A 12,353-nucleotide genomic window follows, 5' to 3' on the forward strand; every position below is an offset into this window, starting at 1 on the left:
TGCAAGGGGCTCCGCCCCCTGCACCCCCGGCCACATCCAGAGGGGCGGGGGACCGGCCTCCGACTGCGGGCAGTCGGAGAGTTCCGGTCGGGTCGCGGGGGGTCCCTCCGGAGCGACGGCACCGGAGGCCAGCACACCGCCCGCCGGGGCATCCAGGACGCCTACGGCGCCGCGCAAGCGCGGTCGGGCAAGCCCGATCCTGGACACCCCGACGAACGGCGCGCTCTGGAGCTGCGCTCTGCCGCCGCTCCGGAGGGACCCCCCGCTCAGGCCCTCCCCCTGGTGCGGGCGCACCAGGCCGAGACCTACTCCTTGCTCGCGGCCAGACGCCCTATCCACTCCGCCCAGCTCCGAGCCGAACCCTCCCCCTGCGACTTCCCCAGCGCCGGAGGCAGCTCGAACAGCACGCCGTCCTCAGCAGCCGCCGGCGCCGACCCAGCGGCCGAGGGCGCCCCCGGCTCGGCGGCCGGCGCCGGAATCGCGGCAGCGGACCCACCCCGAAGAACGTCACGTGACGCCTCCTGGGCGTCGTCACGTGACGTTCCTTCAGGGTCACGTGACGTTCTTCGGTCGTGAGCGACGGCCACGGCGACGGCCGTGACGATCGCCTCGCGTGTCTTCCTCGCCTCATAGGCGCGCTGGCGGCAGTTCCGGGAGCAGTACCGCCGCGGCTTGGTGCCCAGCGACTCCGGCACCGGCTTCTGCTGGCAGTGCTCGCACACCCGCTGGCCCGTACCGTCCCGGGGGATCTCGTACTTCGTCATGAGCCCGACCGTACGCGGCCCGCCCGCCCCGGCCGACACCGACGGCGCCACGCATGCCTCCATCACCAACGAGCACCAGGGCGACGAGCAGCTCCTCCCGCCGACGGCCCGCAGCCCTACATCCCGAGGTCCGTCCGGGCGTTGTACTCCGCGACCCACTCGGCGACGTCGACGACGTCGGCCGGCGGGAAGCAGCGGTCGGGCACGAACTGGAGCGTCTCGGGGACGCTCGCCTCCGGGTGCCGCGCGCGGACGTGGGCGTCGGCCTTCGTCACCGCCAGGTCGAGGCGGCCGTCATCGAGCACGAGTTCACCGATCGCCCCGCACTCCGCGCACCGGACGTACGTCACCGCTACCCCGACCCGCATCCCGAACGGCACCTGCCGCTGCTGCGTCTCCATGCCCTGCCCAACGAGCCGAGGTCACCCTCCACCCCATCCCCACATGACTCTGTCCGGCTAGTCACCAGTCACCGAGGGCACTCCGACCAGCCGTTGTGCAGGACCTCACCGGTCGCCACCTCCCCGGCAGTTTCACCCCCACCCATCCCCCGCAGTTTCCCCCACCCGCATCCCCACCGGTCTCCCCCTCAGCGGACCGGCAGCAGCCAACGCGTGCACACGTGCTCGTGCACTCGCGTGCACGCGAGACTGAGCCCACCGCAACAAGATCAACACGACCACACCTCATGCATTAGCGGCCATGCTACAAAACTTGCTACAAAACACACCTAGGCATTCCTGATGAGCCGGAGGCGAGCGAGAGCTCCACGACGAGAGCAGCACACCTCTTGCTACCCGGTGATCTTGGTCGGGAGCACCCAGGTATCTCCGATACGTGATCTTGAAAAGCCAGTACCGGACTCCCCCCATAACAAGAGCAGGAGGGGCGCCGCGCGATTCGCATCGGTGTGCCAGGCGACCGACTCCCTTGAAGACATCGGGGGGAGTTGCCGGTCTAACCCGTCGGTCCTCCACCGTCTGCCTTGCTCCCGCCAGCCGTGGCGGAGCCTCTCTCGGAGGACTGAATGATCATGGACCCGATGCTTCTCGCCCTGCCCCTCGTGCTGGTGGTGACGATCGTCTGCGCGACCGTCGTCTGCGTCGTCGCCCTGTGCCGCGCGGACCGTACGGAGACGGTCTCGGTGGTGCGCGCGCTGCCGGAGTTGGCCGCCACCCTGCTGCGGTACCGGAGGAAGAAGCGGTAGCGCCGGCGCCCGGACTTGCCGACCTAAGGGGTCCATCGGGATCGCCCGGTGCGGGGGTGGGGCTGCACCGGGGCACGAGGGCCTGGCGGCCCTCAGCGCCCCTCTGCAGCCCCACTGAGGCAGTGGACCGAGTACGGGCCGGGGAGGCCCAGAAATCGCGCGTGACGGCCGCTGACGGCCTGCGCGGATTCCTGGGAGCGAGCTATGGCCCAACGCTTCGCTTATGGGCCGCTCGCCCGCCGCTCCCTTCGGTCGCCGCGGGGCAGGCGCGGCCCCCTCCGGGGCCGACGCCAGGCCTGCGGCCCGGCCCCTGCGGCCCGGCCCCTTCGGGCCGGACCGCCGAGCCCGACGGCGTTCCGCCGGATCGGGCACGCTGGTGATCACTGATCACCAGCAGGGGAGGAGAGCGGAGATGGTGCGGGGGATCCCGGGGCAGAAGCGGAGCCACTGCGTCTCGGTGCGGATCACGCCCGAGCAACTGGAGGAGTGGCGCGCGGCGCAGGCCCGGACCGGCCGACGCGAGTTGGGCGCGTGGGTGCGGGCCGTCGTGACGGAGGCGCTCACCGGTCGCCGCGGAGTGCCGGGCGACGTGCCTGTCGTACCGCTGGTGAACGAGGCGGCGTACGGCCAACTCGTCGCCGCGGCGAACAACCTCAACCAGCTGACGAGGTACAGCCACGAGCAGCGCGAGCTCCACGCCGCGATCCAGGCCGCCATCGAGGAGGTGGGCCGGGCCGCCCTCGCGGTGCGCGGCCTCGGTCCGGACCGCGCGACCGCCGACGACGACGAGCACCAGGCCGTCACGGACGTCCGGTGATCGCCAAGGTCACGAAGGGGAAGCGGGCCGGCGGGGCGCTCCGGTACGACTTCGGCCCGGGGCACCGCGAGGAGCACAAGGACCCGCGGATCGTGGCGGGGTCGGTGCCGGGCACCCCCCAGCAGGTGGCCCGGATCATCGACCGCCACACCCGCCAGCGGGACGACATTGCCCGGCCGATTTGGCGGTGCAGCCTCAGCCTCCCCGACGAGGACGGCGAGCTGACCGACGAGCGGTGGGGGCAGATCGCCGAGCAGTACGTCGGCAGGATGTGGGGCCACGACGTCCCGTGGGTGGCCGTCCGGCACGGCGCCGACCACATCCACCTGACCGTGAGCAGGGTCCGGTGGTCCGGCGAAGTCGCTTCCGACTCCCACGACTACGCGCGTTCCCGCCCGATCGTCCGCGCCCTGGAGCACGAGCACGGCCTCGTCAACGCCGAGGCCCGCAGCGACCGGCAGGCGCCGCAGGTGTCCGGGCCCGAGCGGGCCGCCGCCCAGCGACGGGGAGCCGACCGGCCGGAGCGCGAGCAGCTGCGCGACCTGATCCGCGCCGCGCGGGACGCGTCCGCCGGCGCCGGACGGCTCGCGTTCGAGCAGGCACTCACCGAGGCCGGGGTGACCTACCGGGCCAACACGGCCAAGACCGGCCGCATGGCGGGCTACTCGTTCAGCCTGCCCGGGTGGCAGGACGCCGAGGGCAGCCAGGTCTGGACGTCCGCGTCGAAGGTCAGCCGAGACCTCAGCTGGGCGCGGCTCGACGCGGTACTCGGCCGCCCGGACCCGCGCATCGCGTACGCGCTCCCGCCGCAGCCCAGGCAGGAGCAGGCACCCTCCGCGGAGAGGTCTGACCCTCCGGTGACGGCGGAGGAGCTGCAATTCCTGCGGGGGGTGGTGGCGTCCGCCGCGCGGCTCAGGAGCACGACCGGCGGGGGGAACCCACGCCGCCGGCCGCCGGGGTGGTCCGCGCAGCCCGCGCCCGGGGCAGCCCCCTACCTGCCAGATCAGGAGCCCCGCCGGGGTAGGGGCCTGGGCAGGTAGGAGGATTCGGAGATGAGCACCCCGCGCCGAATCCTGGGCACCGGCCCATCGACCAGCACCACCAGGACCACGGAACCCTCCGTGCGGCGCCTGCCCGCCGAGCGATTCGAGCAGGACGACCAGGAGCACGAGCAGCCAGAGGTCCCGAGCGTGAGAAAGGGCCGGCGGGCTCTCGGGTCGGGTCCCCAGGGCTGACGGCATGGCAACGGCCGCCACCCGTTGCAGGTGGCGGCCGTGTCGGTATGGCTGGCCGATCAGCCGGTCTCGCGGAACTTCTCCAACGAGGCCTCCAGTTCGGCCTGCCGCTCGGGGTCCTGGCGAGCGGCGCGCAGCCGGTCTCTGAACTCTGCGGCGGCCGCGGCCTCGGGGCGCTGAGCCGCGATGGCCGCCGACTCAACCTGGTGCGCGGTGGTAAGGGCCCTGGTGAAGTCCTCCCACCGTTGGCGGCGCTCGCCCTGGGGACCGTCGAGGTATGCCTGCTGCGTAGCCGCGACCTGCCCGGCGGCCAGCTGAACCCCAGCGTGCCGGGAGGCAACCTGCCGGGCGTCCCGGTCCATCTCAGCGTCCAGGCGGTGCTGCTCGGCCTGCCTCTGCTGGGCAGCCGCCCGCACCTCGTCGCGCCGGTCGGACCGGCCCGTACCGCCCGCAGCCCGAGCCTCACGCTGCGCCGCGACCTTGCGCTCCGTCTCGACCCTGCGAGCCATGGTGCGGACCAGGGCCGCCTCCGCCCGCTCCTGCGCCTCCCTCACGGTCCGCTCCGGGGTCCAGACGTCCTCACCCCAGACGAGCCCCCAGGACTCCACCAGAGCACGGACGGCCGCCGCGCCGCGCTCCTCGGCCGCCTGCTTGAGCTCCAGCACCCGGCCCCGGACCGGGAGCACGTGCCGGTGCCAGGTGGCCCAGGGGAACCCGCAGACCGGGATCCGCTCCCCCTCCTCGTCGGCGGCGGCGATCTCCGCGTCGGTGCGCTCCTCCAGCTCCACCAGCTCGGCGAGGACCTTGCGGAAGCCGTTGGACCAGTACAGCGAGCGCAGGTTGTAGGTGGCCGCTTCGTACTCCTGGAAGATCGAGCGGTCCCGCAGGCCCTTGCGGCGGTCGCCGGAGTCGAGGAACGCCACGGCGTCGGCCGCGATCTGGAACGGCGTGCGGGACCCGCGCCTGCCCTTCTTGCGGTCGCCGCGGGTGACCTCCTGGGCGAGCGAGGTGAAGCGGGCCTGACCGTCGGCGTACTTGAACAGGTAGCGGGCGAGCTTGGACTCATCGCCCGCAGCGGCCTGGTCGAGCTTGAGGCCGTGCTCGTTGATCTGGTACCCGCCGGCCTTCTTCACCGCGTTGCCCCAGCGGTCGCGGAGCCGGGCCTCGAAGTCGCGGGCACCCTCCTCACTGAGCGGGGCGTCGAGGAAGAGCAGCACGTGAAAGTGCGGGTGCCATCCGGCGGCGTGCGAGTGCGTGCACTCCCAGGCCCGGGCCCACCCCTTGAGGCCGTAGCTGTGCTTGAGCTTCTGCCAGTTCTTGCCGGACAGGGAGCCGAAGGCCATCATCCACGCGTCGTGCTGCACGGCCACCAGGCCGTGCCTGTTGCCCTTGCGGAGCGAGCCGAGAGCCATCCGCTCGTAGTGCCGCAGGGTCACGGTCATCATGGCGATGCCGTGCCCGGCGGACATCCAGGCGTTCGTGAAGGTCTCGGCGTCGTCCCCGCGGACCGAGTGGATCCGGGTGGCGCATACCGGGCAGGTGTGGACGTTGCCGCAGCGGCACAGCCCCGCGAAGGTCGCCGTGCGCGACGTGATGTTCAGCTCCAGGGTCGCCGCCCCGGACCCCTCGGCCAGGTTCCGGCCGCAGGACCGCACCCGTTCGTCGGTCACGATCCGGTGGGCGATCATCCCCTCCCGCAGCGTCTCCAGCTCGTTGCGCACCCGCTTCTCGGACGGCTTCCGGGCCCCCTGACGACCCTTCCCGGAGGGGTCGGTTTCGGGGGTGGGGGGGTTGCACTTCTCGTATGTAGTTACCGAGGGGCCCGCCGTGCGCGCTCCGGCCGCCTCCCCACCCCCGCTGACCTGGGCTTTTGTGTCCGACGGGGCCGAGTTTCCGGACAGTTTCCGGACACCTGAACGTGCACCGTCGGCAGCCTTCTTGGCTGCTCGGGTGGCGGCCTTCCGGCACGCATCGGAGCAGAAGCGGCGGGGCCGGCCGGTGGCAGCAGGAGCAACCACGGTCCCGCAGGGGCACCGGACACCCTCCACAGCGGGCCGCTGTGGCGAGGTAGCGCTGTTCTTCCGTACGCTCATCGAGCAACGTCACCTTGTCTCGTCCAGGCCTTGGACGCGAGATCGGGAGGCGGCGGGCCCGGGGCTCTCACACACCCGGGCTCGTGCCATTTCTGGAGCCTGTTGGGGCGAGCCTGCCACAACGTGGCGGTTCGTCACTGGGAGGACGCGAGAGCGTCCTTGGGGCCCTTGGGGTTTCGAGGGCCGAGGAGAGCCCCCCACCGGCCGGTGGGGGGCTCTGTGTTGCTGGTCAGGCCTGGCGGCTCTTGTGCCGGATCACGTCGCGGCAGCCGCCCGCGAGGTCGATGACCCAGTCCAGGTCATCCAGGGTGACGCCCTGGGCTTCCGCCGCGTCGAGCATGGCGTCGAGCAGACGCGTGGCCGCCGCGTGTTCGGTGTCCGTGAGAGGTTCGCCGGCGCGCTGCACGGCGGCGATCCGCTCTCCGGTGGAGCGGCCCTGGGAGTCGGTGTGTCGTCCGATGATCATGGTGGGCTCCTCAGTCGGCGTCGGTCACGGTGACGTTGACGATGTGGCCCACCTGGAAGGGCAGGGCCTCATACTCCCTGGCGGTCTCATCGTCGCTGACGATGATCTCGATGATCTCCCCGTCGGACTCGGTGATGGTGACCTTCGTGGGGGTGCTCATGCTGCGCTCATCTCCATCTGCTCCGGGGCCTGCTCGTCGTTCTCCAGCTCCTTGAACCGCTTGGCCACCCAGCCGGTCGACCAGCCCGTGAGCGCCACGACCTGCCGCTGTGAGCGGCCCTCACGGACCGCCTCGGCGACGGCGGCGAGCGCGTCGGCCTCGCCCATCTTCTGGGCGGCCGGGGCCTCGTGAGCGGTCTCGTGAGCGGGGGTGCTCACGGCGGCGCTCACGGCCGGGCGCGGGGTGCTCACGGCGGCGCTCACGGGCGCCGGAGCCGTACGCCGGGCCTCGGCCGCCTTCCGGTCCCGCTCCTGCTTCTGGGCGGCTTCCCGGATGGCGCGCTCACGGTCGAGGCGCTGCTGCTCATCGCGGCGGAGCCGGTCCTCGCGCTCCTGCTGCTGCCGCTTCTCGTCGGCTTCGGCCCGCCGTACGTCCTCGCGCTCGGCCCGCTCACGCTCCTCGCGCTCGCGCTCCACCCGGGCCTCGTGGTCCCGCTCTTCGCGGGCGAGCTGGGCGGCGTGCTCACGCTCGTGCTCACGGTCGAGCCGGTCCTGCTCACGGCGGCGCTCGTCGGCGAGCCGGGCGCGCTCACGCTCGGCCTCCTGGGCGTCGCGTACGGCCTGCCGTTCGGCCCGCTCACGGTCCTCGCGCTCACGGCGCTCACGGGCCGCGCGCTCACGCTCGGTGGCCCGCTCGCCCTCGATGCGGACGACGGCAGCGGTGATGGCGCGGCGCCACGCGAGCGAGGCCTCCGCCGTGACGATGAGCAGGACCGGCGCGACCGAGTGCACGCCGACGCCGACGAGGTCGCCCTTGAGGGCGGAGTCCCCGATGTTGAGGAGCAGGGTCATGAGGCCGGTGAGCCAGCGCAGGGCGAGCGGCCAGCCGCCGGCGTCTCCGTCGAGGCGGGCAACGATGGTGCCGACGCGGACCACGATGATCACGGCGGCGTCCACGACGAGCGGGAGGATCGGCGCGGTCCAGTCCCAGCCGTCCGGGGTGACCCGCTGCACGAGCGGGGTGACGGTGAGGACCGAGAACAGCACGGCCCCGGCGACGATGACCCACGTGAGCCGCAGGGTGCGTTCGGCGGCGTCGACTTGCTGCTGGGTGTCGAGGCGGATCACTGGCGGCCCCCCGACTTCACGGTGTTGGTGATGGTCTGCACGACGGTCTGCGTGACCTCGAACCCGCCGCTTCCCTTGCCCGGGCGGCGGCCGAGAAGGGCGGCGACCAGGACCGCGCCGAGGATCAGCATGGGCGCGGCGGCGGTGATCCCGGCCGCGACGGCGGCGGCCCCGGTGGCGAGCAGGTCGAGGGCGAACCCGAGGAGCATCCCGCCGGCGCCGATGCCGACGGCGGCCACGGCCGTGCCGACCGCCCACCGGGGCACGATCGGAGAAGACACGCTGTCTTCCGCAGCCGGGGTCTTGGCCACCACCGCTTCGAGGGCGCCCTGGCGGCGGGCGAGCTCCAGGAGCGCGGCGACGTCGAGGACGGGCTGAGCCGCGGGGGCGGCCGGGGCCGGGGCGGTCGGCTGGGCGCCGGCGGGGGAGTCGGGCAGGAGCGCGGCGAGGAGGTCGTCGGTCGTGATCTGGCGGTCGGGGGCGGGATACTGCGGGTTGGCGTTCACGGGTACCTCCGTGGGCGTCGGGGCCGCCCCGGGTGCTACCGGGGCGGCCCGCTGCATTTCGGTGTGCGGGCGGTGTGCGGTGGGGGTGTGCGGGCCTGTGTGCGGCCCTCTCCGCACGCCGTGTGACGTGGGGGTTCGTGCTGTGCGGGTGTGCGGGGGTGTGCGGGTGTGCGGGGGCCGTCAGACCCCGGCGAGGACCGGCAGGAGGCGGTAGACGCCCTCCTCGCCGGTGGGGGCGAGGAGGCCCTGCTCCGCGAGCCGCTTCATCTCCTTGGAGACCCAGGACCGGTCCCGGCCGAGCTGCTCCAGGTACGGCCGGAGGGACTTCACCGCGACCGTGCCGGGCCCGGCCGAGGCGAGCATCTCCACGAGCTCCTGGAGGAGCTCCCGGGCGTCCTCCGTCGAGGGCTTGTCCATCGGGAGCGCGACGTCCGCCTCGACAGGCTCCAGTTCGGCGGTCGGGTCGAGGTCGACGTCCTCGGCGTCCAGGAGCCCGGCGATCTCGCGGGCCGACTCCTGCTCCTCGGTGAGCTCCACCGGCGCGGCCGGGGCGGAGCCGACCAGAGCGCGGCGGTTGGTGAACAGGTCGCCCGCGACCCGGGCGGCGGCGCCGGCGGTGACGTCGTCCAGGGCGGAGCGGATCCCGGCGAACTGGTTGACCAACCAGGCGGCGGCCTTCTCGTACTCGCCGGAGGGGCCGGTCCAGAACGTGCGCGCCGGGTTGGCGTACAGGTCCTCGTCCACCCCGGCCGAGACGAGGTACACGTACCCCTTGCGCTTGTTGCCCCAGGCGGCCGGGTTGGCGCCCGCGTCCAGGACCTCCTCGGGGAGGGCGAACCCGGCGTCGTCGCCCCGGACGCCGAAGCACATCGCGGCCGGGAGGCTGGCCCTGGTGTCGGTGGAGAGCTGGTAGCCGGAGGCACGCTGCATGGAGACGATCAGGGAGACACCGGCGGAGCGGGCCTCCTGAGCGATGCCGGTGAAGACGTCGTCGCCGAGGTCGCGGAGCAGCTTGGCGGCCTCCTCGAACCAGGCGACGAGGTACTGGAGTCCGGGGCAGCCGCAGGCACGGCCCTTCTGGCAGGAGTGGGCAGGGCTGGTCTGCGGCTCGGCGGCCGCGGGCTCCCACGCCCGGTAGGAGTGGTCCCGCAGCCACGCGGTGCGGACGGGGATGACGGCCTGGACGGCGGCGACCATCGCGCCGGCGGACGGGGTGTCGAGCGCGGCCCAGTCCATCGCGGGCACCAGCGGCAGGAAGTCCTGCCCGGCCTTGGCCGCGTCGGCCAGCCACACTGCGACGTCGGAGCGGGTCAGCAGCTCGAACATCACGTCGAGGGCGCCCTCGGTCTTGCCGGAGCCGGTCATCCCCATGACGAGGATGTGGATCGCGTCGAGGAGGGGGAGCACCAGGTCGCTGCCGTCGTCGTAGACGCCGATGCGCAGCGGGACGGCGACGGACTGGGCGGGGGCGAAGGGGCCGGGCCACATGGTCGGGGTCTTGAGCATGTCCTCGGGCACGATGACGAACTGGCCCTTCCTCGCGCTGTCGGGGTCGTGCTGGACGCGGATCGCGGTGGTCGGGACGTCGAGGGCGGAGGCGATGCGGGGGATGGCCTTGGCGACGTCGTCGTTGGTGAGTTCGCCGGCGGGCAGCTCGTACGGGACCGTGACCCGGTTCGGCTCGACCTTGACGTCGCGGAGCTTGGTACGGGCCAGGCCGACCTTCTCAAGGAGGCCCTTGTCTGCGTCGGAGCCGGAGGTCTCGGCGGCCGAGGAGCGCATGACCTGCCGGATGTTCCAGGACAGGGCCAGGGTGGCGCCGCCCATCAGGTAGATGTCCGGGAGCGGGCCGGTGAGCGGCCCGGCGAGCGCGGCGGAGGTGAGCCACGCCGACCCGGCCGCCACGGTGATGGCGGAGTGGAGGCGGCGCTGCGGGCCGGTGTTCTTGCCCGCCCACCAGGCGGCGGCCGTCAGGCCGACCGAGGCGAGGGTGAGGCCGACCCCGGCCGGGGCAGAGTCGGCCCACATCAGGTTGGCGCCGCCACCGGCGAGGCCGACCGCGCCGGTGACGACCCAGGCCGGGGCAAAGGGCTTGGCCCGGTGCGCGAGCCAGGCGGCGAGGGTGGTGGAGGAGCCGGAGTTGAGGCGGTCCTCGTGCTGCTGGACGAGATCCTTGCTGGCCATCGGGCGCCGCCTCTCAGTACTTGAACGGGTTGGTGGAGGCGGGGCGCTGCGGGCGCGGGCGCATCAGGTCCGCGTACTCGCGGGTGAACGCGCCGTACGCCGCGACCGCGCCCTTAGCCGAGGCGGTCGCGCCGTCGGCGGCCTTCTTGAGCTTCCGGCCGACCTTCCGGGCCCGCATCCGGCCCTGGATCGGGTTGTCGCCGGGGAGGCTCTGGGCCTGGGCGAGGCGGGCTTCCAGGATCTTCGCGGCCATCGCCATCTCGATTGCTGCCTGGAGCATGAGGGCCCGGACGTGGTTGCAGTAGTTCCGGATGTCCTCGGTGGAGTTGAACTCGGGCTCGCCGAGGATGAAGTGCGATCCGCCGCCGCCCTGCTGGCCGCCAGCCACCGGGCCGCGCTGGCCGCCCCCGCGGTTCCCGCCGCCGTTGACGTTGACGTTCAGCCCGAACGACGGGGCGAAGCCCGTGAACTGGGTGGAGCTGTTCTTCGTACTGTTCCGCTTCGCCTGCGCGCCGTTCGCCCCAGGCTGCGGGGGGACGTTCGTGGTTGCCATGCTGGTCTCGCCTCCGGGTGGTCATCTCGCTCGGGGGCGGGCCCGTCCGGGGTGCACCGGGCGGGCCCTTTGCCGTTGTCGGCCCCGCCGCAGCAGCGCCAACACCCCAGAAGGTAGACCGCTCATGACGATGCGTCAAGACGGTTCGTAGGAGCGTTGACGAGTGTCAAGACAATCGGCATGCTTGCTTGACAGAGTTAGCCTGTAGACCAGGCACCCGATCCGCAGGAGGAGACCCGTGCAGACACACGAGATCGTTGGGGAGATCCGCAAGGCGATCGAGGCCGGGGAGATCCGGTACCGCGAGCGGCTCCCCGCCGTCCGGGAAGCCGCGGCCCGCTACGAGGCCTCACAGCAGACCGTCGCCGCCGCGTACGCCACGCTTGCGGCCCTCGGGCTGGTCAGCACAAAGCCGGGCAGCGGGACCACGGTGGCGGTCGGGAAGAAGGCGGACGCCCACCTCGGCACGTTCGCGCCGCCGGACCTGGGCGCCGCTGAGGCCTGGCGGCCGGCGGACGATGGCGGGCAGGCCAGCGAGGAGACCACCCTCGTCCGGCAGATCACCGCCACAAAGGAAATGGAGAGCTGGGGCATCCCTGAGGGCTCGCCCGTGGTGGAGCGCACCAGGCTTCGGTCGGTCGACGGCGTCCCCGTGCAGCACAAGCTCACCGTGATCCCGTACGACATCGCGGCGAAGCGGCCCGAGAGCTACGACGGCATCCCTCCCATGCTCGCGCCGGTCGGCGCCCCCCCGACGCCCAAGCCCAAGGAGATCCGCATGGCGGACTGGCTGGGGTGGGACGTGGCAGTCACCCGGGCCGCCATCACCGCCGAGCCGATGAGCCCCGCCGCGACCGAGGCTCTCGGAGTCCCGGAGGGGTCACCCGGGTTCCGCGTCGTGAACATCACCCAGGACTCCACCGGCGGCACGGTGTACGTGACGATCACCACCGCCCCGCTCCACCACCGCGTGACCCTCGACATCATCGGCTGAGCCCCGCCGTACGCCGAAAGCCCCCGCTGAAGCAAGCAGCGGGGGCTTTCGCCTGCCCCGGGAGCGTAGACGCGCAGGAGACCCTCCGGAGCCCCCTACGGGCCCCTGAGGGGCGCTCAGGCCCTCTCCCGTGCCAACTCTCCTCGGTGGCATGCAAGGGGCTCCGCCCCCTGCACCCCCGGCCACATCCAGAGGGGCGGGGGACCGGCCTCCGACTGCGGGCAGTCGGAGAGTTCCGGTCGGGTCG

The 12,353-nt window shown here is 72.8% G+C and carries 13 protein-coding genes; 4 read left to right on the forward strand and 9 right to left on the reverse strand.

Annotated elements, in window-relative coordinates:
- Positions 1–305: 305 nt before the first annotated feature.
- Both AC069X_RS37205 and AC069X_RS37210 read right to left on the reverse strand, forming a co-directional pair.
- Positions 306–764 carry a hypothetical protein gene (locus tag AC069X_RS37205; protein ID WP_478736013.1) on the reverse strand — a complete coding sequence of 153 codons (459 nt, stop codon included), beginning with the start codon at positions 762–764 and terminating at the stop codon, positions 306–308.
- Positions 765–880: 116 nt separating this feature from the next.
- The gene (locus AC069X_RS37210; RefSeq protein WP_478736015.1) at positions 881–1,165 is read right to left on the reverse strand and encodes a hypothetical protein; all 285 of its coding nucleotides are present in this window, start codon (positions 1,163–1,165) and stop codon (positions 881–883) included.
- Positions 1,166–1,797: 632 nt separating this feature from the next.
- Between AC069X_RS37210 and AC069X_RS37215 the strand changes: the two genes are divergently transcribed.
- The 3 genes from AC069X_RS37215 (at position 1,798) to AC069X_RS37225 (ending at position 3,828) form a co-directional block, all read left to right on the forward strand.
- Positions 1,798–1,971 (forward strand): hypothetical protein, encoded by a 174-nt coding sequence (locus AC069X_RS37215; protein ID WP_478736017.1) that lies wholly within the window; start codon positions 1,798–1,800, stop codon positions 1,969–1,971.
- A gap of 412 nt (positions 1,972–2,383) precedes the next feature.
- On the forward strand, positions 2,384–2,788 hold the full coding sequence (locus tag AC069X_RS37220; RefSeq protein WP_478736019.1) for a hypothetical protein: 405 nt from the start codon (positions 2,384–2,386) through the stop codon (positions 2,786–2,788).
- Positions 2,785–3,828, forward strand: a complete 1,044-nt coding sequence (locus AC069X_RS37225) for a relaxase/mobilization nuclease domain-containing protein (RefSeq protein ID WP_478736021.1) — start codon at positions 2,785–2,787, stop codon at positions 3,826–3,828. Before AC069X_RS37220 ends, AC069X_RS37225 begins: the two co-directional genes overlap by 4 nt.
- A 254-nt stretch (positions 3,829–4,082) precedes the next feature.
- Here AC069X_RS37225 and AC069X_RS37230 read toward each other — a convergent pair whose 3' ends face one another.
- From AC069X_RS37230 to traA, 7 genes are all read right to left on the reverse strand, one after another.
- A complete protein-coding gene (locus AC069X_RS37230; protein ID WP_478736023.1) occupies positions 4,083–5,744 on the reverse strand; it encodes a hypothetical protein in 1,662 nt (553 codons plus the stop codon).
- A 601-nt stretch (positions 5,745–6,345) separates the two neighbouring features.
- Positions 6,346–6,582, reverse strand: coding sequence for a hypothetical protein (locus tag AC069X_RS37235; RefSeq protein ID WP_478736025.1), 237 nt, complete (start codon positions 6,580–6,582; stop codon positions 6,346–6,348).
- A gap of 10 nt (positions 6,583–6,592) precedes the next feature.
- Positions 6,593–6,742, reverse strand: coding sequence for a hypothetical protein (locus AC069X_RS37240; RefSeq protein WP_478736027.1), 150 nt, complete (start codon positions 6,740–6,742; stop codon positions 6,593–6,595).
- Positions 6,739–7,869 carry a DUF2637 domain-containing protein gene (locus AC069X_RS37245; protein WP_478736029.1) on the reverse strand — a complete coding sequence of 377 codons (1,131 nt, stop codon included), beginning with the start codon at positions 7,867–7,869 and terminating at the stop codon, positions 6,739–6,741. The genes AC069X_RS37240 and AC069X_RS37245 overlap by 4 nt, the downstream gene beginning before the upstream one ends.
- Complete coding sequence (locus tag AC069X_RS37250) at positions 7,866–8,375, reverse strand: hypothetical protein (RefSeq protein WP_478736031.1); 510 nt, start codon at positions 8,373–8,375, stop codon at positions 7,866–7,868. The genes AC069X_RS37245 and AC069X_RS37250 overlap by 4 nt, the downstream gene beginning before the upstream one ends.
- A gap of 180 nt (positions 8,376–8,555) precedes the next feature.
- Entirely contained in the window at positions 8,556–10,559 is a 2,004-nt protein-coding gene (gene traB / locus AC069X_RS37255) for a plasmid transfer protein TraB (protein WP_478736033.1), read from the reverse strand.
- A gap of 13 nt (positions 10,560–10,572) precedes the next feature.
- On the reverse strand, positions 10,573–11,112 hold the full coding sequence (gene traA, locus AC069X_RS37260; RefSeq protein WP_478736035.1) for a plasmid transfer protein TraA: 540 nt from the start codon (positions 11,110–11,112) through the stop codon (positions 10,573–10,575).
- A gap of 238 nt (positions 11,113–11,350) precedes the next feature.
- Here traA and AC069X_RS37265 point away from each other — a divergent pair, with 238 nt between their 5' ends.
- Positions 11,351–12,106, forward strand: coding sequence for a UTRA domain-containing protein (locus AC069X_RS37265; protein ID WP_478736037.1), 756 nt, complete (start codon positions 11,351–11,353; stop codon positions 12,104–12,106).
- Positions 12,107–12,353 lie beyond the last annotated feature (247 nt).

The sequence above is a fragment of the Streptomyces sp. NPDC043896 genome (assembly GCF_056435605.1).